Source organism: Porticoccus sp. W117 (assembly GCF_030341905.1).
Classification (GTDB): Bacteria; Pseudomonadota; Gammaproteobacteria; order Pseudomonadales; family Porticoccaceae; genus SCSIO-12696.
On sequence record NZ_JATAAF010000009.1, the window covers coordinates 72,801 to 96,882 of the forward strand.

Consider the following 24,082-nt stretch of genomic DNA (forward strand, 5'->3'; position numbering starts at 1 on the left):
ACGATTATTGTTATTGTTACCTCAAACAAAATAATGACCGACCAACAGAAAGTGGTCACAAAGCTCGTAGACAATCAAATAGTCCAAGACGAAGTATTTGATTGCCCGGTCAATTAACTGCCTTTCAACCCCCAGCCATTGCGAAACACCAACGAATCCAGCGGCGCTCTCTTGGCCCAGTTTTTTTCCTGCAATTCCGGTTCACCGCGAAAGAATTCGACATAGCCGATACACAGATAAGCCACCGGAGTAATGTGGTCGGGCAATCCGAATATGCTTCGCAGCGCCTGGGGCTTGATGATCGACACCCAGCCCACCCCCAATTGTTCGGCACGGGCCGCCAACCACAGGTTTTGCACCGCACAAACGGTGCTGTAGAGGTCCGTTTCCGGCTGGTGGGTTTTGCCCAATACTACTTGGCCGCCGCGGCTGTGGTCACAGGTAATAACAAGGTTAATCGGCGCCTCCAGTATGCCCTGAAGCTTCAACTGCCGGTAATGATCGCGGCGCTCTTCAGGAAACATTTCTGCGGCTTCGGCATTGGCACCGAGAAAAGCCCGGTGAACCTGTTTTTTGACGAGTTGATCGTCCACCACCACAAAATTCCAGGGCTGCGACAAGCCTACGGAAGGGGCGTGATGAGCAGCGTCCAGTACTCGCATCAGTACATCATGGGGAATTTTATCGGGCAGAAATTCCGCGCGCACGTCGCGACGGCTGTAGAGTACGTTATAAAACCCCAGGCGGTCGCACTCATGAACTTCCTGTGGGCTTGTGGGTGAATTCATCATTTAGCCTCCGTCAACAAGGCGGCTCTGGCCTTGTCCAAATGCTCACACATCTGCGCCGCCCCCAACAAAATACGGGGGGAGTGGCGGTGCAAAATATCTGGCTCGACAAAATACAGTTGGTCGTTTTGAACCGCTTGCATAATGGGCCATTCCAACCAATCGTCGAGCCACTCCGGTCGCGCTTTGCCCATGCCGCTGGCGACGATCACCTGTGGATCGGCAGTGATCACCGACTCCACATTCAAACGCGGCACAATGGGAATAGCATCGGCAAAAGAATTTACCCCGCCACACATTTCGATGATGTCCGAGATCAGCGTATCGCCGTTCAAGGTCATCAGCGGCTGGTGCCAAACCTGGTAAAACACTGTCAGTGGCGGCTTGTTACTGTTGGCATTGCGCAGTTCGCCCAGGCGCTGTCGGTAACGCTGTTGGGCCACTCTACCCTGTGTTTTTCGCCCGGTGAGCTCGCCAAATTGCCCTAAAATATCGCCCACGTCATCGAGGGTTTTTGGGTCGTCCACAAACACGGGGATACCCAACGCTTTTAACCGCCTGATGATCTTGTCACCGCCGTTGCTGTTCCAGGCAAGCACCAGATCCGGCTTCAGGCTGACCACTGTTTCATAGCTCACATCTTTATTGGAACCCACTCGGGGAATCTGTTTGGCAGCCTCCGGGTAGTCGCTGTAATCCACGGCACCGACAATCAGATCCCCGGCACCAACTTCAAACAGCGCCTCGGTGATGTGGGGGGCCAGGCTGATCACCCGTTGGGCGGGTTTGGTCAGCACCAGCTCATGGCCAAGGTCGTCGTTCATGCGAATCTCGGCCTGCGCGACCGTGTTTGCCAAAACAAAAGCCATGGCTATCCATACCCGACTCATGCACTCACCTCCTCACTCAAAGCATTTAATGCCCGCTGCCCCTCGGCCTTATTGGCAGGTATCCCAAAGCGCAGCCGATTTACGCCATCCACCGCATCAAAAATACGCACCAAAATTCCTTGCTGGCCCAACTGCTGATAAATCTGCTGGCAATAGTTGTCATCGCCACTGCCAGAAACAAACAGTGGCGTGGCCACCCAATCCAGCGTCGGCAGTGCCTGACGCAATTGCTGTAGCCACTGGCTGGATGCTTGTGCCAGTCGTTCACGCTGTTGTTGTTGCCACTGGCAATCAGCCAATGCCCGCTCACCAACCCACAATGCGGGATGGCTGACTATCCAGGGCGGCAGTAACTGCGCCAACTGAGTCAACAGCGCGGCTGGGGCAATAGCAAAGCCGAGCCGCAATCCGGCCAAGCCAAAAAACTTCCCCGGCGAGCGCAACACCACCAGCCCCGGCAACGGGCAATGGCTAGCCAGACTGTGTTCCGGGCTGCTGTCTATAAACGCCTCATCCACTACCAGCCAACCGTCTTTGTGCTTTAGTTGACGCTGCAAACCCAGTAAATCCTCAGTCGAAAACCGCTCCGCACTGGGGTTATTGGGGTTGATCACTACCACGTGTTGCACTTGTCCGGCGGCCACCAGTTGGCAAAGCTCAGCGGCATTTCGGTAATGCACGATATGGTGACCAGCGCGTTGCCAACCCAGGCGATGCTCCCCGTAACCCCAGCGGGGAATCGCCACTGCCGCCGGTTCAAACAGAGTGGGAATGGTCTGTATCGCCAATTGCGAACCAGGCACTGGCAGCACAGCCTCTGTGCTCAGGCCGTAGTATTCGGCTGCAGCCGTTTTTAACCCTGCCCCATCCCCTGGCAGTGTTCGCCAAACAGACTCTGGCAGTTCCGGCACCGGCCAGCACCAGGGGCTGATACCGGTAGACAAATCCAGCCAATCCGCTGCCGGCACGCCGAATTCCGCCTCAGCGCGAGCCAGATCACCACCGTGTTTCAGTTTCTTCACCGTCTGTTTCAACCTTTCACCAGATAACAACCCCAACAACAACCACTGCCCACCACAGCAGGCAGGTGTTGATAAACAACTGGATGGCGCGCTCGATATCGCTAACATCGGCAACACGGTCGCTGCCCAGTTGAGGGCGCCGTTTGAGCTGATCCCCGTAAACCGCATTGCCACCGAGCTGAATATCCAACGCGCCGGCACCAGCCGCCATTACCGGGCCACCATTGGGGCTGTCCATCTGCGGTGCCTGTTGGCGCCAACAGTGCAGCGCCAACTGCAGGTTGCCCATCAACCCATAGCTGAAAGCACACAGGCGAGCTGGCAACCAGTTAAGCCCATCATCAAGTTTGGCGGCGGCAAACCCGTAATCCCAGTAGCGCGAATTGCGATAACCCCACATGGCATCCAGGGTGTTGGCAAGGCGATAAAGCAACGCACCCGGAGCCCCCGCCAGTACAAACCAGAACAGCGGCGCCAATTGGGCATCACTGCCGTTTTCCAACACTGACTCGACGGTAGCGCGCACGACGGCTGGTTGATCCATATTCTGAGTATCGCGGCTGACAATCATCGCCACCGCCTGCCGCGCTGCGGGCAGGTCACCGGCCAACAGCGGTGTGCTGACCCGACGGGCATGCTCCACCAGACTGCGCCCACCAACACAGAAATACAAAACCACCGCCTGCAACAATCCGTTCAGCCAAAGTGGCAACTGGTCCAGTAACCACCACAGCACCAACGGCAAGGGAATGACTAATATTGCCCAGCCGATAAAACCCATCAGCCGCAGCAATCCGCCCTGGCGAATTAATAGCTTTTCAGCCATACGAGCGCAGTGGCCAAAGCCCACCAGTGGATGAAAACGCCGCACTTCCCCAAGCCAGCTATCGAGCAACAATGCAAAGCTAACCAGGATGGCTGTCATTGATAGACACCCAATGCCGTCACCACTAACAACGCCACTTCAGCAACTGCCACCAGGGCACCGACACAGTCGCCGGTAAACCCCTGCAAGCGCGCCATCACCACCTGCCGCCAGCCCACAAACAGCAATCCCGCTGCCAACAACCAGCTCAGCCACACCATAAATGGCAGTAGCAGAAACAACAGGGCCAGCGATAACAACAATGAGATAACGGCGGCGCGGCGCGGCAAGTGTTCCGCCAGGGCGCTGCCCAGACCCTCGCTGCGCACATAGGGCAGCTGCAAAAAGGCGGGTAATATCAACGTCCGCGCCAACAGTGGAATCAACCACCAGTACCCTGCCCCGACCAGCAACAACGCCATCAGGGCAGATACTTTCAGCAACAGCAGACAGACCAGTGCCACCACCGCCATGGGCCCACAACGTGGGTCTTTCATAATGGCCAGGGTGCGTTCCCGGTCGCCGATACCGCCTACCCAGGCATCCACGCAATCCGCCCAGCCATCCAGATGCAGTGCCCCGGTTAACCCGACCCACAATGCCACCAACAGAGCCGCGCCGAGCAGCGCCGGCAATTGTTCTGGCAACAGAGCACAAGCCAACCACAACAGCAGCCCGATAATCAGCCCCACTGCCGGATACCACAGCAGTGAACGAGCCCACAGGGCAGGAGTTATTTCCTCACGGACGGTCACGGGCAGACAGCTGAGAAACTGCAACGCCACCCGCAGTGCCAGCCATTCCTGAGCAATATTCACCCTGTACTCACTCCATACGTATCCTGGCCCGGCGTCGCCAAACCAGCGGGGTTATGGCTGACCAGCGACGGGTAATCACCATCCGGCTGGTGATAGATTTCCACGCGGGTACAACTGCCATAAGGCACGGTCAAGCGGGCCAGAGCAGCCAAAGGCATCGATAACAATTGAGCCAACAGCAAGCGAATGGTGCCGCCGTGAGTAACGATCAAAAGCCGCTGGCCTCGGTGCTGCTGCAACATGTTCTGCCAGGCATTGGCGACACGCTGGTTGGCCGTACTCAGTGATTCACCACCCTGCGGAGTCACTGACCCCGGTTCGGCAAAATAGCGGCCGACCAATTCCGCTTCCTGCTGCCACAGATCGCTGATCAGGCGGCCCTCCCATTTACCGAAATCAATTTCTCGAAAACCTTTCACCTGGCTGCACTCTATATCCAACTGTTGTGCCAATTGTTGACCAAATTGATGGCAGCGTTTTAGCGGGGAACAAATAATCTGCTGCCAATCATTGTGTGGTTCCACTGTCTGATGCATTTGTTGCCAGCCGTTATCGCTAAGCAGGCTGTCGGTGGTACCGCGTAATATCTCGCCATCACGGCAGTGACCATGGCGCAGCAAATCGACTCGGGTTATCAGGCATTCATTGCTGGCCATCGCTAACACTCGCCTCGGCAAACGTGGCCATCTGATTGTGTAACTGACAGGCGGAACGCAACAGCGGTACCGCCACCGCCGCGCCGCTGCCCTCACCCAAGCGCATACCAAAGTCCAATAGTGGTTCAGCTTGCAGGTGTTCGAGAATATGGCGGTGGCCCGGCTCTGCAGAACGATGGGCAAACAGCAGCCAGTCACGCACTGCGGGCTTAAGGCGGCAAGCCACCAGTGCCGCAGCAGAGCAGATGTAGCCATCTACCAGACTGGGTATGCTCCGTTGTGCTGCACTGATATAGGCTCCCACAAGAGCGGCGATCTCCAGCCCACCCAAACGCCGCAGTATTTCAAGCGGTTGCTGGCAGTGTTCACTATGCAAATGCTCACTATGCAAGTCCAAGGCCCGCTGTACCGCATTGCGCTTACGCGCCCAGCCCTGGTCATCCACGCCAGTGCCACGCCCTACCGTCACCAGTGGCGGCAAGCCGAGCAACTGGCTGGTCAGTGCGGCGGCTGCGGTGGTGTTGCCAATGCCCATTTCACCGCCGATAAACAGATCGGCGTCAACCACACTGTCAGCTCCCGCTTGCAGTGCTTCGGCAACCACCGATTCACTCATTGCCGCCGTCTGACAAAAGTTCTCGGTACCTGCTGCCAGTTGCACATTGGTCACCCCCGGCAAAGGCTCCAGCTCGGTAACTGTGCCCATGTTGAGCACCGCAAAATCCGCGTCCATTTGCCGGGACAGTACACAAATAGCAGCACCGCCGCGGGCAAAGTTGCGTACCATTTCGGCGGTAACCACTTGCGGAAACGCCGATACGCCTTCGCTGACAACACCATGATCCGCAGCAAAAATTCGCACCGCCACCCGCTCGACAGCGGGCTGTTCGCTGTTTTGCCAACCGGCAAATTGCACCGCCAGATTTTCCAATTGCCCAAGAGAACCGGGGGGCTTGGTCAATTGCTCCTGACGTTGCCGCGCCTTGTTCATGGCAGCATCAGTGGGTTTGGCGATTTCTATTTGCCACCAGGCAGGAGTTGGTTTTTCTTGTGTCATGGCTGTTTTAACTCCAGTGGCAGCCCCGCCACAGTCAATGTCACTTGCTGGCACTGCTGCGCCAGGGCCTGATGTAAAAAGCCGCTTTCGTCCACAAACTGACGCGACAACTGCCCCAACGGCACCACCCCGGAGCCCACTTCGTTGCTGACAAAAATCACCTGGCTGCGCAAATTCGCCAGCCCTTGCAACAGGCTATCCCGTTGTGCCTGCCAACACTGGTGGTGCAGGCAGTTGCTGAGCCACAGAGTCAGGCAATCCACCAAAATCACATGGCCGCTGCCATCGTTGGCGCGCAGGGTGTCGATGAGCGTCAGCGGCTCTTCCAGCAACTGCCACTGATCGCTGCGACGCTGGCGATGGTGAGCGATGCGCTCGGCCATTTCGTCATCACCGGCGGTGGCAGTGGCCAGGTAAAACAGCGGCCCACCGCTGTGCTCCGCCAATTGCAGTGCACGCTGCTCTGCCAAACGGCTTTTGCCGGAGCGGGCCCCACCCAGTATCAATTGGTGCATTTGTGTTGCCTCAGTAGATAATCAACGATTGCCCGGTGCTCGGATGAGGCACCACCTCAATATCCGCCATAAACACATCCCGCAACAGCGGCTCGCGCAACACCGTATCGCAATCGCCACAGGCCGCCACATGGCCACAGCTGAGCAACATCACCTGGTCGGCACACTGGGCGGCCAAATTCAGATCGTGGGACACCATCAACACACCGACGCCCTGTTTGGCGAAATGCTTGATCACGTCCAGCATCAGTTGGCGGTGGGACAGGTCAAAGGACGAGGTGGGTTCATCGAGAACCAGAAAGCGCTCATCTCCCGGCAGCCCATCGCTGGGTGGTTCCCAGATTTGCGCCAGTACCCGCGCCAGTTGCACCCGCTGTTTTTCCCCGCCAGAGAGTTGCGTGTAAAAACGCTCGGCCAGATAACTGCCATCCACCAGCGCCAAAGCACTGTCGACAATGGCCCGGTCGCGCACCTGCCCGCTGCTGTGGGCACTGCGACCCAGCAATACCACTTCGCGGGCAGTAAATGGGAAGTTCAAGGTGGAGTGCTGGGGCAGCACCGCCAATCTCTGGGCGCGGGCTGCCGCCGACCATTGTTTGAGCGGCTGTTGCTGAAACTGCACGGCGCCATCGTCAGGGGTCAGTTCGCCAGTGAGCACTTTCAGCAAAGTGGTTTTGCCGGTGCCGTTGGGGCCCAATATCACCATCACCTGGCCAGCGGCCAATTGCAGTGACACCTGATCCAATACCGGCGTGCCAGACAAGGACATTTTCAAATCATGTGCCGTTAGCATCGCCCCACCTCACACCGTATGACGCCGCTGCTGAATCAGCAGGGAGACGAAAAAGGGCACGCCAAGCAGCGCCGTGAGAATACCGGTGGGCAGCTCCGCCGGGGCCAACACCACTCGCGCCACCACATCCGCCAGCACCAGTAAAATGGCTCCGGCCATGGCGGCCGCCGGCAGCAAGTAGCGATGATCCGGGCCGATCAACAGGCGCACCAGATGGGGAATGATCAACCCCACAAAGGCAATCAAGCCGGCAATGGAAATGGAAACACCAATACCCATGGAGCACAGCAAAATCTGCCGCCGTTTTAACCACTCCACACCAATGCCCAAATGGCGGGCTTCCGACTCTCCCAACAACATGGCGTTGAGAGCACGGCTGTCGCGGCAAAACAACGGCAACAACATGGCCAGCAGCCCGGCCCCTACCGCAACTCGTGCCCAATCGGCACCATTGAGGTTGCCCATTTGCCACAGGCTGATGCGGCGCAACATATCGTTGTCCGCCAGATAGCTGAGCAGGTTGCTAATTGCCGCCGCCAGGGAACTGATAGCAATGCCCGCCAACAACATGGTGGCCACAGAGGTGCCGGTACTGGAGGTCGCCAACCGGTAAACCACGATAGAGGCCAGCAGGCCGCCCACAAAAGCCCCAAGCCCTACCACTGGCAGGCCAACCGTACCTGCCGCCAGAAAAAGACTGCCAAACACAATGGCGGCACTGGCGCCCGCCGAGGCACCCGCCGCCACACCGATCACCGTGGGGTCTGCCAACGGGTTGCGAAACAGCCCCTGTAACACCGCGCCACAACAGGCCAGGGTTGCGCCAGTCAGCGCCGACAGCAGCACTCTGGGAAGGCGAATGCCAGAAACGATCAGGCCGGATTGACTGAGAGGGTCGCTGGACAGGCCAACCAGATGGCTCAGCCCCTCCCCCAACGCGGCAGCAGGAATAACCGTGGGCCCCACCAAGCAGCCGGCGACAACTGCAACGGGCAGTAACAGTGCCAAAACGTTCAGTAATTGGGTGCTGGTCAGTGGGCGCATCTCAGTACTCCCGCTTTTCGCTGTCGGTGAATTGCAGCGAATCCACAATGGCATCGATTACCAGGCAGCCAACTCGCTCACCCAATAAGGTGTGCTTGCCGGCAAAGCGTATTGGATTGCTCTGGTCTGACTGCAGTGAGCAAAACAGCGCCACCGCGTCGGTACCGGTGCCAGTGGCCAGTGCTCTGGATACCGGGCTGATCACTTCAGCCTGCTGCAATGCCGCAGCCTTGGCTTCCGTTGCTACGGTGATCAATTCCACCATGGCCTCTGGTCGCAGCGGCGCTTCCAAACAAATGGCCAGATTGATGGTGCCCACTTTTTGCGGCTGGCAGGCCAGCTGCCGATATTCGGCCCGGTCACCGGCGCGGCGGGCGTTACCCAGGCCAGTGGTTACCAGTATCGCCAGTGGCACATCATCAATGTGCTCACAGCGCACCCGCAGGGAATTCATGGAGGCCGCGGTCATCATGCCCACGGTAGTACCCGGCCAGTGGTTAGCGGCGCAAAACTTTTGCAGGGTATCTGCAGGGTCTTCGTCAGGCAGCGCGTATTCGGAGCTCACCTTCAAATTGATAAACTGCTGCGCCAGTACGCTGCCGCCATTGAGCACCGCCGAACTGAGTGATTGGCGAGGTTGTTCAAACCGCAAGCGAACAAAGTTCTCGCTGTGCTGCAAATAAGCGCCGGCAAACAGTTTTTGTTCGTGGGCAATGGCGGTCATTGATTGAGTCCTGCCACTTGGACATTGAGCTTGGAAAAGTCGAGATGCTGATCCAGAGTGTCCGCCAAACGTTCCAACTGTTGTTCCCGCAATGCGCTAACATCCACGGCATTGGCACTGTGCAACCCGGCCCACTGCAAAACCCCCTGGGTGGCTTCAGGGCGGTCGAACAGACCGTGCAAATAGGTACCGGCGACCTGCCCATCAGCGGATACTGCGCCATCGCAACGGCCATCATCCAGCTGCACCAGCGGGGTTTGCAAGCCCTCTCCACGGCTAATGCCGCAGTGAATTTCATAGCCACAAACTGCCGCATCCCCCAGCTTCAATTGGCCGCTGACCTGCTGCAATTGTTTGTGTTCCGCCAGATCGGTTTCAATGTCCAGCCAGCCCAAACCATCGCTGGCCCCGGCGGTGCTCTCAACACCGTAGAGATCGTTAATGCGTCGCCCCAACATCTGGTAGCCACCACAAATGCCCAGCACTTTGCCGCCGTAACGCAGGTGGCGTTCGATATCCAGGTGCCAGCCATTGTCCCGCAACCACTGCAAGTCGCCGCGCACGTTTTTACTGCCCGGCAAAATAATCAGGTCCGCCGCCGGCAGCGGCTGACCCGGGCCCACGTAGTGCAAATCCACCTGTGGGTGCAGCCGCAGTGCATCGAAATCAGTGTGATTGCTGATTCGGGAAAACACCGGAACAACAACTTTTAATGGTTTTTCGGCGTCAATGATTTGTTCGGCGGCAATGGCATCTTCCGCGTCCAGGTGGAAGTTCTGCAGGTAGGGCAACACCCCCAGTACTGGTACAGCGGTTTTTTCTTCCAGCCAATCGAGGCCGGATTGCAACAGGGAAATATCGCCGCGAAATTTGTTGATCACGAAACCCACTACCCGGTTGCGCTCGGATTCCGACAGTAATTCCAGGGTGCCGACCAAGTGGGCGAACACGCCACCACGGTCGATATCGGCAACCAGAATAACCGGGCAATCCACCGCCTCGGCAAACCCCATATTGGCGATATCCCCTTCCCGCAAATTGATTTCCGCAGGGCTGCCAGCGCCTTCCACCACAATCACCGGGTATTGATCGCTCAACCGTTGATGGGATTCCAGCACTGCATTGAGGGCGACTTTTTTGTAATCGTGAAAGCCAACCGCGTCCATATTGCTGAGCGCTTTGCCGTGAATAATTACCTGGGCGCCAGTATCGCTGGATGGCTTGAGCAGTACCGGATTCATATCCGTGTGAGAGGCAAGAAAACAGGCTTGCGCCTGCAGAGCCTGAGCGCGACCGATCTCGCCACCATCGTCGGTGACGGCGCTATTCAGGGCCATATTTTGCGGTTTAAAGGGTGCGACTTTAATGCCTTGGCGAGCCAACAGACGACACAGGCCCGCCACCAGTACGCTTTTGCCGGCGTCAGAGGTGGTGCCCTGTACCATCAGGGTAGCGGCCATTAAAAGTCCACACCCTTACGCGCTTTCAAACCGGAGGCGTAGGCATGCTTGGTGTCCTTAACTTCCGACACCGTATCCGCCAGCTCTTGCAATGCGGAGCCGCCGCCGCGGCCGGTGACCACAACAGTTTGCTCCGGCGGACGGTTGCGGATGGCATCCAGCACCATGGTTTCATCCAGGTATTTGTAGCCGAGCATATAGGTCAGCTCGTCCAGCACTACCAGATGCAGGCTGTCGTCGCTGAGCATTCGCGCCGCCTGCTGCCAGGTTGTTTCAGCGGCAGCGATATCGCCGTCGCGATCCTGGGTGTTCCAGGTGAAACCGGTGCCCATTTGGTAGAAATCCACTTCCGGGTGTTTGTCGCGAATAAACAACTCCTCACCGGATTTCTGAACGCCTTTGATAAATTGCGTGATCCCCACCTTGTAGCCATAACCGAGGCTGCGCATTACCATGCCAAACGCGGAACTGCTTTTGCCTTTGCCATCGCCGGTAAGCAACAACACCAAGCCGCGCTCCTCGTTGGCGGCAGCAATATGGGCGTCCACCTTTTCCTTTTGCTTTTGCATTTTGCGTTTGTGAGCAGCGGATTTTTTGTCGTCTTTTTCAGTCATGCCCGACTCTCCGAATTGAGTTCTTCAGAAATGCAAAGGGGTAGCAAACGCCACCCCCATTTATGTACGAATTTAGAAATTGAAACGCACTCCGCCGTAGTACGCCGCACCGCTGGCGTTGTACGTGGCGATTTCCTGATAGGTTTCATCCAGAGCATTTTCAGCGCGTACATAAAAGCTCAGTTTGTCGGACACCTGGTAGTTAGCGGTAAAATCAAGCACCTGATAATCCTCAAGCTGCACCGCGCCATCTTCCACATCGCGCACCCAGCGGATATTGGCAGATACCCGAAGCGCCTGCTCAAGCCATTGGCCGGTAATACCCAGGTTATAGGAATGGGTAGGTACCCGGCGGCGTTGGTTACCATCGGCATTGATGCTGTCCGTGTAGGTATAGCTGCCAGTGGCAGAAAATGTGTCTGTCAGAGGGTAAAGACTGCTCAGTTCAATGCCTTTGGAACGAGTCAGACCTGTATCTTGCAAATAGCCGCTAAAGTTCACCAAATCAAAAAATATTTCATCGGTAATATCCTGGTCAAAATAGACCAGCTCCGCATACAAGCCATTGGTCGCTCGGTACTCGGCGCCAACTTCAAAGCCTTCACTTTCTTCCTGTCTCAGTTCGGTGGCTGCTGCCTCGCCAAAAGCAAATGGGCCATTGTTGTAAGCAATTTCAGATAGGGCTGGAGCACGGAATCCATTGCCATAGCTGGCTTTCAGTTTCAGTTCACCTTCACTCAAGGGAATCAGGTAAGCAGACGTCAGGCGAATACTGGTATTGCGACCAAAATCATCGTTGTCATCACTGCGCACACCGGCCGTGTAGAAAAATTGCTCACCGACAGAGCCCTGCCATTCCGCATAGACACCGAGTTGAGTTCGGTCCAGCTGCTGGCCACCACTGGAGGTAATATCCTCTTCTTCCCAATCACTGCCGAATACCAGAGTGCCAGTGTCGTTAACATTAACCGTTCCCAAATATTGAAACTGATCGATTGTGCCATCGGTGGCAAAGCTCGATACGCCTCCGGTAAAGTTTTCCCGCTCAACATCAGTGGCACCGTAAGACAGCTGATGGCTGCCAAATTGACCACTGTATTTGGCGGTCAGTTTGTAATTAGACTGATCAGTGTTAGCGATGTTGTCATGGTTGCTGGCACTGCTAAAACCATCAAAACCTGCCTCGGAACTCACATCCCGTGTAGCAAGTTCTACACGCCATTCCTCGTTGAGCTGCGCGCCCAACTGAAGATTAATGGTGGTATTGTCATAGCCATCAGTTTCTTGCGCCGCATCGATAGAAGTATCTCGTGCGCTAAAGCCATCGCTCTGCACATCGGCCACAGATAACGAGTAATCAAAACTGCCTGTCTTTCCGTGAACACCAGCATTGGCGCGTTGAGTACCAAAGCGACCGTACTCCACATTGGCATTGGCGCTAATGCCCTGCTCACCACGGCGAGTAATCACATTAATTACACCACCGGCATCGGCACCATAAATGGTGCCTTGAGGGCCGCGCAGTACTTCTACACGCTGAATGTCCGCCGCCAGAATATGCTGAATCTGCGGGCCTACCTGTGTGCCGGTGGGGTCAGATACATCAACACCATCAATCAATACAACCGTGCGATAACCGGCTTCACCGCGAATTCGCAAGGATGTCGCTTTACCCAAGCCTCCATTACTGGTGGCACTGATACCGGGCAAAGTGCGCAATACATCCACCAAGGTGGCGTGACCACGATCTCGAATATCCTGCGCATCGAGCACTGAAATTGAAGTACCAACCTGGCGCAACGGTGTTTCTATACGGCTGCCGGTAATGACGACTTCGTTATCGACTTCGCGGTCGCTTGTGTCGTCGGCAAATGCCCCAAAGGAAACCGGCAGTGCCGCAATAGCAGCTGCCAAAATGCGTTTTTGAAAATTCATAACTAACCTCATGCCTGAAAACGCTTTTAGAAGTCACGTTTTCCAAAATGGAAAAATGGCAATGAGGGAGGGGGAACCGAGGTGGCGTGCACCCGAAAAAATTCGGGCACGGTGACAACCGGCAATGAAAGCCCTCCGCTTCATTGTTATCAAACTGCGTATTTACCCAGGCAAACTGGATAAATTCAGGCCGGTTCCGGGCTTACTCGATCACTCTCGATGTCTCGTGAGATGACCAGATTACCGTTGCGGGGGCAGCGGTGGCTTTGTACAGAGTCCCTGTTGGCGATCGCTCGCCGGTCTGTACGCACCACACTTCCCGTTTACCCTGCCCAACTGTGGGGACAACTTGCACAACAGTCAGCAGGCACCTGTTACAGTGGAATGGATTCTAAATCTCCATTAGCATCGGCGCAATGCAAATATTTCACTCTTGTTACCGCCCTTGAAGCCGCGCAAAGCCACTGTTATTTGCCTCGACCTGGAAGGAGTGCTGGTTCCGGAGATATGGCATGGTGTTGCCCGGCACACCGGTATCGCGGATTTTGGCCTGACCACCCGCGATCTGGCGGATTACGACAGCCTTATGCAGCACCGCATCAAGTTGTTAAATCAACATCGGCTGACCCTGCCGGATATTCAAGCTGTTATTGCCAAATTAAAGCCTCTACCGGGAGCGCGAGAATTTCTCGACCAACTGCGACAGCGCTATCAAGTGGTCATTCTGTCCGACACTTTCTACGAATTTGCTGAGCCATTAATGGCGCAATTGAGGCGGCCTAGCCTGTTTTGCCACCACTTGGTGATAGATGACCAACAACGCATCGTCAATTACCAGCTGCGCCAAAAAGACCCAAAGCGAGTGGCGGTGGAAGCCTTCCAGCAGATGGCCTTGCGGGTACTGGCGGCCGGGGACTCCTACAACGACTTAACCATGTTGCAAGCCGCCGACCAGGGATTTTTCTTTCGCCCGCCAGAAAGCATTGCCTGCCAACACCCGGAGATACTGGTCACCAGTGAGTACGACCAACTGCTGACGGCTTTTTCCCAAGCCACATATCCCTGACGCATCAACACCGTTTAATCTCCTGTTCACCCTGTTTTTCGTATAGACTGCTGAACCTCAGGATTGGTTTGCGATGTTGCCAAATCGGTCATCGCAAAACCGGCCACCCCAGATAGAACCACCTCTGGTGTTGCCACAGCAATTGTGCCTAGCCAGAGAGAGTGACTATGTCTTTCCAGCCTCAAAGCCAAAACAGTTACAGCAAAGAAGAATTGATCGCCTGCGGCGAAGGCCGCTTGTTTAACCCGGAAGATGGCAAGCTGCCCCAGGGTAATATGTTGATGCTGGATCGCATTACAAGCATCACCTCAGACGGGGGTGAATTTGGCAAAGGGCGGCTGGTAGCCGAACTGGATATCAATCCGGATCTGTGGTTTTTCGGTTGTCACTTCAAAGACGACCCGGTTATGCCCGGTTGCCTGGGTTTGGATGCCTTGTGGCAACTGACAGGGTTCTTCCTGTTGTGGCGCGGCAATCATGGCAGTGGTCGCGCACTGGGCTGTGGCGAGTTGAAATTTACTGGCCAGGTATTACCCAGTTCCAAAAAAGTCACTTATGAAATTGATTTTAAGCGCGTGATTGAGCGCAAACTGGTACTGGGCATTGCCGATGGCCGCATGCTGGTAGATGGTAAGGAAATATATACCGCCAAGGATTTGCGGGTGGGCTTGTTTACTTCTACCGACGATTTTTAAAGGATATAGACTCCCGCCTTTGCGCACTGTTGTTCAAGATAAACTCCCAAGTCGTCATTGCGAGCGCAGCGCGGCAATCCAGTGTCTTTTAACACGCTGATTTATAAGCAAAGCCACTGGATCGCCGCGATTGTCTCGCACCATCCATGGTGCTCTGCCCTTCGGCCCGCCTACGGCGCCCAAATTGGCTGTCCTGCCAATTTGTCGCTCGCGATGACAGTTTTTTAATTCTCGTGGCTAAACGCTCGACTACAGACTTTTCTACCCCGCCTGCGATGCCTTCCAGGCAGCCAATACCCCAGCTTCTTTTTCAGCACTGATACCAGCGCGAAGTGTTTGCTGGCGTTCTTCAGGCAGGCTGGTGAACCAATCGAAGCAGTCTTTCACTACCGCTTTCATTGGCCTTTCCTTCAAGCCATTTTGGTAGGCTTTTTCAGAACTCATACTGCCAGCACCGGCATAATCACTTTCCGGCGGAATCCACACCGGCATTTCCTGCCAAGGGGCAACCTCGTGCTTTTGCAAAAAATCTGTGGGCACCCACACCAATTTGGCACTGGGGTTTATAGTCTCGACACAGGTATCGAGTAATTGTTTGATGGTGATATCGTTGCCATTGGTTTGTGCGTTGTAAGTGCCCAGCACGCTGTTTTCCAGGCAGTAAATCATCCACTCTCCCAGGTCGCGCACATCGATGTACTGTATGTGATCGCTACCGTCCCCCGGCGCCAGCACTTCGCCACCTTTGTGAACTCTCATTGGCCAATAGGTAAAACGATCGGTTTTATCTCGAGGGCCAACAATCAGGCCGGGACGAATAACCGTCACTCGACCCGGCATATGTTTTTCAGCCGCCTGTTCGCAGAGCGCTTTCAATGGGCCATAGGTTTCTCCGGTGACCTCCTCTGTAGTGGGGTCGTCCAGTTTGCCAACCTCACCCGACTCATCCATACCCACCTGAGCCCAGTTGGCATAGACCGATATAGTGGACACAATCAAATATTGGCCAATGTTATCTTTCATCACATCCATCGCCATATCCACAGAGCGAGGGTAATAGGCAGAGGTATCAATAACCGCGTCAAACTTCCTGCCAGCCAGCTTTTTGATGGCATCGGTGTTGCGATCGCCCTTTACGGTTTCAAGGTGTTTAAACAGCTCGGGATTGGTTTTGCCGCGATTAAACAACGTCACATTATGGCCTTGCGCCAGTGCTGCATTCACCGTGTGCGGCCCCAAAAAACCAGTGCCCCCCAATACCAGAATATTGAGCTTTTTATCCCCTGCTCGCAGCAAACTCGACAAAGGCAACGCCCCTGCGGCAGCCACCAGGCTGGCGTTTTTCAAAAAATTCCGACGATTCATTAATCTCTCCTCCTGACTTGCCGTTTTTTATCCGCTTCTTTACCCAAATAAAATCCCAGTATTGCCCAGACAAACGCAATTGCCGCACCGGCACCGGCAACCCCTGCCACACCCAGGCCGAACCCGGCGGTTAACAAAGTGAAGCTCCACGCCCAGAATACATCACCTCCCCGGTACACCACTACATCCACCACTTGCTTGGCTTTGTAGCGGGCTTCCCGGTCGACGCAGGTAAACAGCATTTCCCGCGCTGGCCGGGTAATGGCGTAATTGCCGCTGCGACGTACAACTTGCAGCCCCACCACCACCGCCAGCATTGGAAACACCACAATCGATAACAGGGCAATCACCACTACCAAAGGAATAATCGCCAGAGTCACGCCTATGCCAAACCGGGTAGCGATACGGGAGGTCAACAACAGCCCCGCCAAAACCGTCAGGGTATTCGTTGTCAGATCAATAAACGCCCAAATTTCAGTACGCCGCTGAAAATCCATATCAACCATTAAATTTTTCAGCTCAAAGTACACAAATGAACTGATGCCGGTATACAGAAACAGAAAAAAACCAATAGCCAGCAAAAAACGACTGCGCAGAAAAACCTTGAAACCAGAGAGCACATTGCCGCCAACGATTGTTTTCAGCGATGCAGGGTTGCTGGTTGATGCCGTGCTCTCATAGGTTCGATTTAAGTAGGCAACCAGAGGCAAGGCAAACAGCAGGCAGACGCTTGCCAGCAACATGAGATGTTGTACACCGATGTCGGAAAAAAGCAGTGGAACAGATGGCCCCACTATTGCCCCAACACTGGCGCCAGAGGTAATTACGCCAAACAGCCGCTTCGATTGCTCAGTGGTAAAAATGGTTGCCAGAAACGCCCACAGCACCGACATCTGCAACAGACTGTAAACACTGACCCACACATAAAAACTTTTATCCGTAAGTCCGGATTCCGGAAACAGGGTAGCGGCTAGGTAAAACAGGAAAAATGTGGCCGAAAAAAACACATAAACACCGGGAGCCACTTTTTTCAGGGGAGCTCTGGAAGCAAAAAAACTGTAGACGGCAATAACAATAAAGCTGAAAAAGAAATTGATGGTCCAGAGGGTACTGAGTTCAGCATCGCTCCACTGGCTGGACATGGCATCGCGAACCGGCCGCAGCAGATAGTAAGACACCATCAAGATTAGCCCCAGGAAAAATGAGGCGCTTGTTGCGGCGACCTCCGCTGGTGCTACCTTTGACAGTTTTTGCAACGCCCTGGTAAAGGCAATCACAAAAACTCCGTTGAAAACTGGCCACTGTTTACCGAGTAAGTGATGCGTGCAAAATCCTCACCACCATCCTGATAAAGCCAGCAACGACGCCGATTTTGAGGAGCCACATTGGCGCAGTTGGCGTTGCGATCCATTACCCAACCAGTACCGTCGCTGTCACTACGAGCGACTATGTCACCGGGTCGAACAGACAGATAGAGAAAAAACAGGCGGGTTGAAGCGGCATTGCGAGCAGGGGTTCCCGCTGGCACCAGATTGCCACGAATGGTGTGGGGCTGGCCGTTGCGAAACCGCACTGTAATGCCATCAACGTCGATATCATGGAGGGTACCAGGGGAACCAGCACCAGGACTACCGGCCAGGATCCACTGTATTCTGGCCATTTGGTGCCCTGTTTGCAGGCTACTCATTACGGTTTTCACATGAGTTTGCAAAACCGCTTCCCGCAAGTCCACATAGCGTGACGCAGCGACGGTCGCAAGAATACCAATAATAACCACGACCAAAATTAACTCGATCAGAGTAAAGCCGTTATTTGAAGCGCTGCGAAAGACAGAATTTTTACTGTTCATGGGCAACTTCCAGTGTTTGGCCAGATACCAGCATAAAAAAACACCCGGCTGCAGGCAACCGGGTGTTTTCAGAGTACATCTAAAACCGCTTCTGGATACTACAAAATCAAACGACGAATATCGCCGATCAAACTCACCAGAGTGGTTAAAAAACGCCCCGCATCGCCGCCGTTGATGGCGCGGTGGTCGTAGCTCAGGCACAGGGGCAGCATATTGCGCGGTACGAATTCGCTGCCGTTCCACACCGGTTTCATCTCCGCTTTGGAAATACCCAGAATACCCACTTCCGGAGTGTTCACAATGGGGGTAAAGCCCTTGCCACCAATGGCGCCAAGGCTGGAGATGGTAAAACAGCCACCCTGCATTTCTGCGGGCTTCAGTTTGCCGTCGCGGGCCTTGCCCGCCATTTCCAGCACTTCTTCGGTGAGTTGCCAGATGCCTTTTTTGTCCACATCGCGAATCACTGGCACCACCAGGCCACGGGGGGTATCCACCGCCATGCCCACGTGAATGTATTTCTTCTGCACAATGTGTTCGCCATCGGCGTGCAGAGAGCGATTGAACGCCGGGTTCTGCTCAATGGCTGCAGCCACCGCTTTCAGCAGGAACGGCACTGGTGTCAATTTGGTGCCACGTTTTTCCGCTTCCGCCTTCATGGATTTGCGGAAGGCTTCCAGTTCGGTGATGTCGGCATCATCGAACTGGGTAACGTGGGGTACATTGAGCCAGCTGCGCTGCATATTGGCGGCAGTAACCTTGGCAATCTTGGCCATCTTAATCAGTTCGATTTCACCAAACTGGCTGAAGTCGATTTCTGGCACTTGCGGTATCGCCGCGCCGCCACCTGCACCGGCACCACTCTCTGCCGCTTTAACCGCAGTTTTCACATAGGCGTGTACGTCGTCTTTGAGGATGCGACCGCGGGGGCCAGTAGCCGCCACCTTGGACAGGTCTACGCCCAGTTCTCTGGCCAGATGACGCACTGCCGGGCCGGCATGTACCGATGAACCTGGCGCTGCGGTCACTTCCGGGGTTGGTGCTGCAGCAGGGGCCGCAGGCGCAGGTTTCGCCGCCGGAGCTTCAGCAGGTGCGGGTGCCGGGGCTGCGGCAGGTGCCTCAGCCGGAGCCGCTGCATCGCCGCTGGGTTTCATCATGGCAATGGCGTCACCGGTAGCCACTTTGCCACCTTCGGCCACTTTCAGCTCGGTAATTTCCCCACCAAAGGGAGCGGGAACGTCCATGGTGGCTTTGTCGGATTCCAACACCATCAAGGTGTCGCCTTCTTCCACCGTATCGCCAACGGCGACGCTCATTTCGATAACATCCACCTGGCCATCGCTACCGATGTCCGGCACGGTCACCAGTTGCGGCTCGGCGTTGGCGGCGGCAGGGGTTGGCGCAGGTTCAGCAGCCACTGGTTCCGGTTCTGCAGCGGGTGCCGGGGACTCTTGTTGCGCTGAGGGCTCCTGTTGCGCTGAAGGCTCCTCCACAGCAACGCCACCGGCCAATTCCAGTTCGACAATGGCAGAACCTTCGCCGACGTTGTCGCCCTCTTTCACCAGAATGGCTTTCACCACCCCGGCGTGGCTGCTGGGCACATCCATGGTGGCTTTGTCGGACTCCAACACTACCAGGGACTGTTCCACCTCAACGCTGTCGCCAACGGCAACACTGATTTCAATCACTTCAACAGAGTCTGCGCCGCCCAAATCGGGAACCAGAACTTTTTCTATGGACATATTTTTCTACCTTATTTTTCCGCCTATTGGCATCTGGCAAATCTGTTTTTCCTGTAGGGTGGATTAGCCGCAGGCGTAATCCACCGCAAGGGCAATGGTGGATTACGTCGCTTCGCGACTAATCCACCCTACAGTATTAACAATACAGCGGGTTGGCTTTGTCTGAATCCAGACCAAGGTCTTTAATGGCCTGAGTAACCACGCTCATCTTGATGGCCCCTTCATCCGCCAGGGTTTTCAGTGCAGCCACTACCACGTAGTTGCGATCCACTTCAAAGAAGTGGCGCAGTGCCTCGCGGCTGTCGCTGCGGCCGTAGCCATCGGTACCCAACACTTTGTAGCGGGCCGGGATAAACGGGCGCAGCTGCTCGGCGTAGTTTTTCATGTAATCGGTGGCAGCGATGATCGGGCCACTTCGACCAGTCAGCTGGCTGGTGATATAAGGCACCTGAGGCTCGGCTTCCGGGTTGAGCATGTTCCAGCGCTCGCAGGCCTGACCGTCGCGGGTCAGTTCGTTGACGCTGGTGAGGCTCCAGATGTCCGCATCCACCTTGTAGTTCTGCTTGAGAATCGCAGCCGCCTCGCGCACTTCGTTGAGGATGGTACCACCGCCCAGCAATTGCACTTTCAGCTTGCCCTTGCCACCTTCTTCCAACAGGTAGGCACCTTTGACGATGCCCTCTTCGGCACCTTCCGGCATGGCCGGGTGAACGTAGTTTTCGTTCATGGTGGTGATGTAGTAGAAGCAGTTCTCCTTGTCACCGTACATGCGCTTGAGGCCATCCTGAATGACCACCGCCAGCTCATAGCTGTAGGCCGGGTCGTAGCTGCGGCAATTGGGGATGGTGTTGGCCAGAATGTGGCTGTGGCCATCCTGGTGTTGCAAGCCTTCACCATTCAGGGTGGTGCGACCGGCAGTGGCGCCAATCAGGAAACCGCGAGCCTGGGAATCACCCGCTGCCCAGGCCAGGTCGCCAATGCGCTGGAAGCCGAACATGGAGTAGTACACGTAGAACGGCACCATGGGGCAATCGTAGTTGCTGTAGGCAGTGGCCAACGCCGTCCAGGCGGCCATGGCACCGGCTTCGTTAATACCTTCTTCCAGAATCTGGCCTTTCTTGTCCTCTTTGTAGAACATGATCTGGTCGCGATCCTGAGGCACGTATTTCTGGCCCGCCGATGAGTAGATACCCAATTGGCGGAACATGCCTTCCATACCAAAGGTACGGGCTTCATCCGGCACGATGGGCACGATGCGCTTGCCGATCTCTTTGTCTTTCACCAGATTGGAAAGAACCCGCACAAACGCCATGGTGGAGGAAATTTCCCGCTCACCTGTGCTTTCCAGTTGCTTGCTGAACACATCCAGTGCAGGCACATTGAGCGCTTCAAAATCTGCCTGACGGGCAGGTACAGCACCGCCCAATTCGTCACGGCAGTTTTTCAGGTAGGCCATTTCGGCACTGTCTTCTGCCGGACGATAGTACGGCAGGTTGGGCAAGTCTTCGTCGCCGATGGGAATGCCGAACTTGTCGCGGAAGCCCTTCAGGCTTTCAATATCCAGCTTCTTCACCGAGTGGGTGATGTTGGCGGATTCACCGGCGTCACCCATACCGTAACCTTTTACGGTCATGGCCAAAATCACGGAAGGCTGGCCTTTGTGAGCAGCGGCTTCAGCATAGGCAGCGTACACCTTGTAGGGGTCGTGGCCACCGCGGTTGAGTTTCATGATGTCGTCGTCGCTGAGGTCTTTGACCAGCTCCAACAACTCTGGGTATTTACCGAAGAAGTGTTCGCGGGTATAGGCGCCACCGTTGAACTTGTAGTTCTGCAGCTCGCCGTCACAGACTTCGTCCATGCGTTTTTGCAGCAGGCCGGTGGTGTCTTTTTCCAGCAGCGCGTCCCAGTGGCGGCCCCAGATCACTTTGATCACGTTCCAGCCAGCGCCGCGGAATACCCCTTCCAGCTCCTGAATGATTTTGCCGTTGCCGCGCACCGGGCCATCCAGACGCTGCAGGTTACAGTTAATCACAAAGGTGAGGTTTTCCAGGCCTTCGCGACCGGCCAGGGAAATGGCGCCCAGGGTTTCTGGCTCGTCACACTCACCGTCACCGAGGAAGGCCCACACCTGACGATCGCCGCGCTCCACCAGACCGCGGGCAGACATGTAGCGCATGATGTGTGCCTGGTAAATAGCCTGCAGCGGCCCCAGACCCATGGATACGGTGGGGAACTGCCAGTAGTTGGGCATCAGCCAGGGGTGTGGATAGGAAGACAAACCATCGCCGTCTACCTCACAGCGGAATTTGTCCATCTGATCTTCGCTGAGGCGGCCTTCCAGATAAGAGCGGGCGTAGATGCCCGGCGCAATATGGCCCTGGAAGAAAATCAAATCGTCCAGGTGCTTGTCGTTGCGGCCCCGGAAAAAGTAGTTGTAGCCCACGTCGTACAAGGTGGCAGAGGAGGCAAATGAAGCGATGTGGCCACCGATGCCGTCTTCGCGCTGATTGGCGCGCATCACCATGGCCATGGCGTTCCAGCGAATCATGGAGCGCAGCTTGCGTTCCATAAACAAATCACCGGGCATGGGCTTTTGGTTGACGACGGAAATGGTATTGCGGAATGGGGTGGTGATGGCGGCGGGCAGCGGAATGCTTTTGTCGTTGGCTCGGTCCATCAATTGTTGGATAAGGTAGGCGGCGCGTTCCTCGCCTTCGTTGTCAATGACTGACTGAAGGGCGTCCAGCCATTCCTGAGTTTCGATGGGATCGATATCATTCTGCATATTTTTATCTGCCTCTCTTTATTACAGCCGCAACACCCACACAGCTGAATTTAGCAAACAGGCGCCATCTGCGGACGCCTGCCGATTATTATGTAGCCAAATTACAAAACCGCCGCATTCTACAAAAATTGCCCTTTTGCGTCCATTGCCCGAAGGTGCCAAGCACGCTCACCCGAAAGGGGTAAATACTTGATTTTTATAAACTTCCATAAAAATTTAAGCAACTGCCTACAACTAATATAGTTACAAATTCTACCCCGAGGAGGTTACTTCAGTGCGGGGCCATGCGTTGTAGAGCGCTTTCACCAGAGTCGCCAGGGGGATGGCAAAGAATACACCCCATACGCCCCAGAAGCCGCCAAACACCAACACCGCGAGAATAATCGCCACCGGATGCAGATTCACCGCTTCGGAAAACAACAGTGGCACCAGCACATTGCCGTCGAGAAACTGTATCACCCCGTAGGCCAGCATCAGCCACATAAACTCGCCACCCCAGCCCCACTGGAAGTAGCCCACCATGGCCACCGGGATAGTCACCAGTGCCGCGCCGATGTAGGGAATCACCACCGAAAAGCCCACCAACAAGCCGAGCAAAGCCGCGTAGTTGACCCCCAACACCAAAAACACGATATAGGTGGCAACGCCGACAATAACAATCTCCACCGCCTTGCCGCGCACGTAGTTGGCCATCTGGTCGTTCATTTCTGCCCAAATGCGGCTCATCACCGGGCGGTGTTCCGGCAGCATGCCGCTGAGCGACTGCAGCAACGACTCGCGATCCTTGAGCATAAAGAACACCATAAAGGGCACTACCACCAGGTAAACAATCACCGCCACCAGATTGGGCACGGTGTTAAAGAGCCCCGCCAACATATTTTCTGCACCAACCGCCAGTTGGCCAGACAGCTGCCCCATCAGGGAAGTGAGTTGTTCCTCAGAAATCAGCTGTGGGTACTTTTCCGGCAGAGTCATCAGCGCCGTGTGCAATTGCGACAGCATACGCGGCACTTCTGACAGCAGATTGCTGGCCTGGCGTACCACCAGCGGCGCCATAAATATCAGTGCTGCCAGCAGCAAGCTGACAAACAGCACAAATACTGTGATGACCGATGCCAGCGGTGGCACTCGCCACTTCTGCAATCGCTCCACTGGGCTCTGCAGCAAGAATGCGAAGATAAGAGCAGCCAGCACCGGGGCCACTACTTTGCCCATTGTCAAAATAATGACTAAACCACCCGCTAACATCAGCGTTAACAGGATGGCTTCGCTGTCACCAAAGTAGCGATTCAACCAGCCGTCAAAGCGACCCTTTACGCTGTTTTTTTGTGGTTTTGCCGGCATTGAATCTCCTGACTGGCAACACAGGCAAGATTCCGCTGTCGAATCGTTGCCGTGTACA

General features: G+C 55.4%; 22 protein-coding genes and 1 riboswitch. Of the genes, 2 read left to right on the forward strand and 20 right to left on the reverse strand.

What is annotated here, in order from left to right:
* Positions 1-113: 113 nt before the first annotated feature.
* The 14 genes from bluB to QSV34_RS08640 form a co-directional block, all read right to left on the reverse strand.
* Complete coding sequence (gene bluB, locus QSV34_RS08575; RefSeq protein WP_289153769.1) at positions 114-791, reverse strand: 5,6-dimethylbenzimidazole synthase; 678 nt, start codon at positions 789-791, stop codon at positions 114-116.
* A complete protein-coding gene (locus tag QSV34_RS08580) occupies positions 788-1,678 on the reverse strand; it encodes a cobalamin-binding protein (protein WP_289153771.1) in 891 nt (296 codons plus the stop codon). Before QSV34_RS08580 ends, bluB begins: the two co-directional genes overlap by 4 nt.
* Positions 1,675-2,700 carry a threonine-phosphate decarboxylase CobD gene (cobD, locus tag QSV34_RS08585; RefSeq protein WP_289153773.1) on the reverse strand — a complete coding sequence of 342 codons (1,026 nt, stop codon included), beginning with the start codon at positions 2,698-2,700 and terminating at the stop codon, positions 1,675-1,677. Before cobD ends, QSV34_RS08580 begins: the two co-directional genes overlap by 4 nt.
* Before the next feature lie 16 nt (positions 2,701-2,716).
* Positions 2,717-3,625: an adenosylcobinamide-phosphate synthase CbiB gene (gene cbiB, locus QSV34_RS08590; protein WP_289153775.1), complete on the reverse strand. Its 909-nt coding sequence runs from the start codon at positions 3,623-3,625 to the stop codon at positions 2,717-2,719.
* Positions 3,622-4,383, reverse strand: coding sequence for an adenosylcobinamide-GDP ribazoletransferase (locus tag QSV34_RS08595; RefSeq protein ID WP_289153777.1), 762 nt, complete (start codon positions 4,381-4,383; stop codon positions 3,622-3,624). The genes cbiB and QSV34_RS08595 overlap by 4 nt, the downstream gene beginning before the upstream one ends.
* Entirely contained in the window at positions 4,380-5,039 is a 660-nt protein-coding gene (locus QSV34_RS08600; protein ID WP_289153778.1) for a histidine phosphatase family protein, read from the reverse strand. The genes QSV34_RS08595 and QSV34_RS08600 overlap by 4 nt, the downstream gene beginning before the upstream one ends.
* The gene (gene cobT, locus QSV34_RS08605) at positions 5,026-6,096 is read right to left on the reverse strand and encodes a nicotinate-nucleotide--dimethylbenzimidazole phosphoribosyltransferase (RefSeq protein WP_289153779.1); all 1,071 of its coding nucleotides are present in this window, start codon (positions 6,094-6,096) and stop codon (positions 5,026-5,028) included. The genes QSV34_RS08600 and cobT overlap by 14 nt, the downstream gene beginning before the upstream one ends.
* Positions 6,093-6,611, reverse strand: coding sequence for a bifunctional adenosylcobinamide kinase/adenosylcobinamide-phosphate guanylyltransferase (cobU, locus tag QSV34_RS08610; protein WP_289153780.1), 519 nt, complete (start codon positions 6,609-6,611; stop codon positions 6,093-6,095). Before cobU ends, cobT begins: the two co-directional genes overlap by 4 nt.
* A 10-nt stretch (positions 6,612-6,621) precedes the next feature.
* Positions 6,622-7,404 (reverse strand): heme ABC transporter ATP-binding protein, encoded by a 783-nt coding sequence (locus tag QSV34_RS08615; RefSeq protein ID WP_289153782.1) that lies wholly within the window; start codon positions 7,402-7,404, stop codon positions 6,622-6,624.
* A gap of 9 nt (positions 7,405-7,413) precedes the next feature.
* A complete protein-coding gene (locus tag QSV34_RS08620) occupies positions 7,414-8,448 on the reverse strand; it encodes a FecCD family ABC transporter permease (RefSeq protein WP_289153785.1) in 1,035 nt (344 codons plus the stop codon).
* Between the two features lies 1 nt (position 8,449).
* Complete coding sequence (locus QSV34_RS08625) at positions 8,450-9,172, reverse strand: adenosylcobinamide amidohydrolase (protein WP_289153786.1); 723 nt, start codon at positions 9,170-9,172, stop codon at positions 8,450-8,452.
* On the reverse strand, positions 9,169-10,632 hold the full coding sequence (locus QSV34_RS08630; protein ID WP_289153787.1) for a cobyric acid synthase: 1,464 nt from the start codon (positions 10,630-10,632) through the stop codon (positions 9,169-9,171). Before QSV34_RS08630 ends, QSV34_RS08625 begins: the two co-directional genes overlap by 4 nt.
* Positions 10,632-11,246, reverse strand: a complete 615-nt coding sequence (gene cobO, locus QSV34_RS08635; protein WP_289153789.1) for a cob(I)yrinic acid a,c-diamide adenosyltransferase — start codon at positions 11,244-11,246, stop codon at positions 10,632-10,634. Before cobO ends, QSV34_RS08630 begins: the two co-directional genes overlap by 1 nt.
* 72 nt (positions 11,247-11,318) lie before the next feature.
* Positions 11,319-13,181, reverse strand: coding sequence for a TonB-dependent receptor plug domain-containing protein (locus tag QSV34_RS08640; protein WP_289153791.1), 1,863 nt, complete (start codon positions 13,179-13,181; stop codon positions 11,319-11,321).
* 171 nt (positions 13,182-13,352) lie between these two features.
* Positions 13,353-13,568: riboswitch (cobalamin riboswitch) on the reverse strand.
* Between the two features lie 58 nt (positions 13,569-13,626).
* On the opposite strand from QSV34_RS08640, the gene thrH reads away from it, so the two are divergent.
* Together thrH and fabA are read left to right on the forward strand one after the other, a co-directional pair.
* Positions 13,627-14,247, forward strand: coding sequence for a bifunctional phosphoserine phosphatase/homoserine phosphotransferase ThrH (gene thrH, locus QSV34_RS08645; protein WP_289153793.1), 621 nt, complete (start codon positions 13,627-13,629; stop codon positions 14,245-14,247).
* Positions 14,248-14,414: 167 nt separating this feature from the next.
* A complete protein-coding gene (fabA, locus tag QSV34_RS08650) occupies positions 14,415-14,942 on the forward strand; it encodes a bifunctional 3-hydroxydecanoyl-ACP dehydratase/trans-2-decenoyl-ACP isomerase (protein WP_289153796.1) in 528 nt (175 codons plus the stop codon).
* Positions 14,943-15,203: 261 nt separating this feature from the next.
* Here fabA and QSV34_RS08655 read toward each other — a convergent pair whose 3' ends face one another.
* The 6 genes from QSV34_RS08655 to QSV34_RS08680 form a co-directional block, all read right to left on the reverse strand.
* Positions 15,204-16,307: an NAD-dependent epimerase/dehydratase family protein gene (locus QSV34_RS08655; RefSeq protein WP_289153798.1), complete on the reverse strand. Its 1,104-nt coding sequence runs from the start codon at positions 16,305-16,307 to the stop codon at positions 15,204-15,206.
* On the reverse strand, positions 16,307-17,584 hold the full coding sequence (locus tag QSV34_RS08660; protein WP_289153800.1) for an NTP/NDP exchange transporter: 1,278 nt from the start codon (positions 17,582-17,584) through the stop codon (positions 16,307-16,309). The genes QSV34_RS08655 and QSV34_RS08660 overlap by 1 nt, the downstream gene beginning before the upstream one ends.
* Complete coding sequence (locus tag QSV34_RS08665) at positions 17,581-18,156, reverse strand: type II secretion system protein (RefSeq protein ID WP_289153801.1); 576 nt, start codon at positions 18,154-18,156, stop codon at positions 17,581-17,583. The genes QSV34_RS08660 and QSV34_RS08665 overlap by 4 nt, the downstream gene beginning before the upstream one ends.
* A gap of 98 nt (positions 18,157-18,254) precedes the next feature.
* The gene (aceF, locus tag QSV34_RS08670; RefSeq protein WP_289153803.1) at positions 18,255-19,895 is read right to left on the reverse strand and encodes a dihydrolipoyllysine-residue acetyltransferase; all 1,641 of its coding nucleotides are present in this window, start codon (positions 19,893-19,895) and stop codon (positions 18,255-18,257) included.
* A 136-nt stretch (positions 19,896-20,031) separates the two neighbouring features.
* Complete coding sequence (gene aceE, locus QSV34_RS08675; protein ID WP_289153806.1) at positions 20,032-22,680, reverse strand: pyruvate dehydrogenase (acetyl-transferring), homodimeric type; 2,649 nt, start codon at positions 22,678-22,680, stop codon at positions 20,032-20,034.
* A gap of 252 nt (positions 22,681-22,932) precedes the next feature.
* Positions 22,933-24,024: an AI-2E family transporter gene (locus QSV34_RS08680; protein ID WP_289153809.1), complete on the reverse strand. Its 1,092-nt coding sequence runs from the start codon at positions 24,022-24,024 to the stop codon at positions 22,933-22,935.
* Between the last annotated feature and the right edge of the window lie 58 nt (positions 24,025-24,082).

What these genes read in the sequence shown, in the direction of transcription:
- bluB (WP_289153769.1), bottom strand. Translation starts at nt 791, where the DNA reads ATGATGAATTCACCCACAAGCCCACAGGAAGTTCATGAGTGCGACCGC.
- QSV34_RS08580 (WP_289153771.1), bottom strand. Translation starts at nt 1,678, where the DNA reads ATGAGTCGGGTATGGATAGCCATGGCTTTTGTTTTGGCAAACACGGTC.
- cbiB (WP_289153775.1), bottom strand. Translation starts at nt 3,625, where the DNA reads ATGACAGCCATCCTGGTTAGCTTTGCATTGTTGCTCGATAGCTGGCTT.
- QSV34_RS08600 (WP_289153778.1), bottom strand. Translation starts at nt 5,039, where the DNA reads ATGGCCAGCAATGAATGCCTGATAACCCGAGTCGATTTGCTGCGCCAT.
- cobT (WP_289153779.1), bottom strand. Translation starts at nt 6,096, where the DNA reads ATGACACAAGAAAAACCAACTCCTGCCTGGTGGCAAATAGAAATCGCC.
- cobU (WP_289153780.1), bottom strand. Translation starts at nt 6,611, where the DNA reads ATGCACCAATTGATACTGGGTGGGGCCCGCTCCGGCAAAAGCCGTTTG.
- QSV34_RS08615 (WP_289153782.1), bottom strand. Translation starts at nt 7,404, where the DNA reads ATGCTAACGGCACATGATTTGAAAATGTCCTTGTCTGGCACGCCGGTA.
- QSV34_RS08620 (WP_289153785.1), bottom strand. Translation starts at nt 8,448, where the DNA reads ATGCGCCCACTGACCAGCACCCAATTACTGAACGTTTTGGCACTGTTA.
- QSV34_RS08625 (WP_289153786.1), bottom strand. Translation starts at nt 9,172, where the DNA reads ATGACCGCCATTGCCCACGAACAAAAACTGTTTGCCGGCGCTTATTTG.
- QSV34_RS08630 (WP_289153787.1), bottom strand. Translation starts at nt 10,632, where the DNA reads ATGGCCGCTACCCTGATGGTACAGGGCACCACCTCTGACGCCGGCAAA.
- cobO (WP_289153789.1), bottom strand. Translation starts at nt 11,246, where the DNA reads ATGACTGAAAAAGACGACAAAAAATCCGCTGCTCACAAACGCAAAATG.
- QSV34_RS08640 (WP_289153791.1), bottom strand. Translation starts at nt 13,181, where the DNA reads ATGAATTTTCAAAAACGCATTTTGGCAGCTGCTATTGCGGCACTGCCG.
- fabA (WP_289153796.1), top strand. Translation starts at nt 14,415, where the DNA reads ATGTCTTTCCAGCCTCAAAGCCAAAACAGTTACAGCAAAGAAGAATTG.
- QSV34_RS08655 (WP_289153798.1), bottom strand. Translation starts at nt 16,307, where the DNA reads ATGAATCGTCGGAATTTTTTGAAAAACGCCAGCCTGGTGGCTGCCGCA.
- QSV34_RS08665 (WP_289153801.1), bottom strand. Translation starts at nt 18,156, where the DNA reads ATGAACAGTAAAAATTCTGTCTTTCGCAGCGCTTCAAATAACGGCTTT.
- aceF (WP_289153803.1), bottom strand. Translation starts at nt 19,895, where the DNA reads ATGTCCATAGAAAAAGTTCTGGTTCCCGATTTGGGCGGCGCAGACTCT.
- aceE (WP_289153806.1), bottom strand. Translation starts at nt 22,680, where the DNA reads ATGCAGAATGATATCGATCCCATCGAAACTCAGGAATGGCTGGACGCC.
- QSV34_RS08680 (WP_289153809.1), bottom strand. Translation starts at nt 24,024, where the DNA reads ATGCCGGCAAAACCACAAAAAAACAGCGTAAAGGGTCGCTTTGACGGC.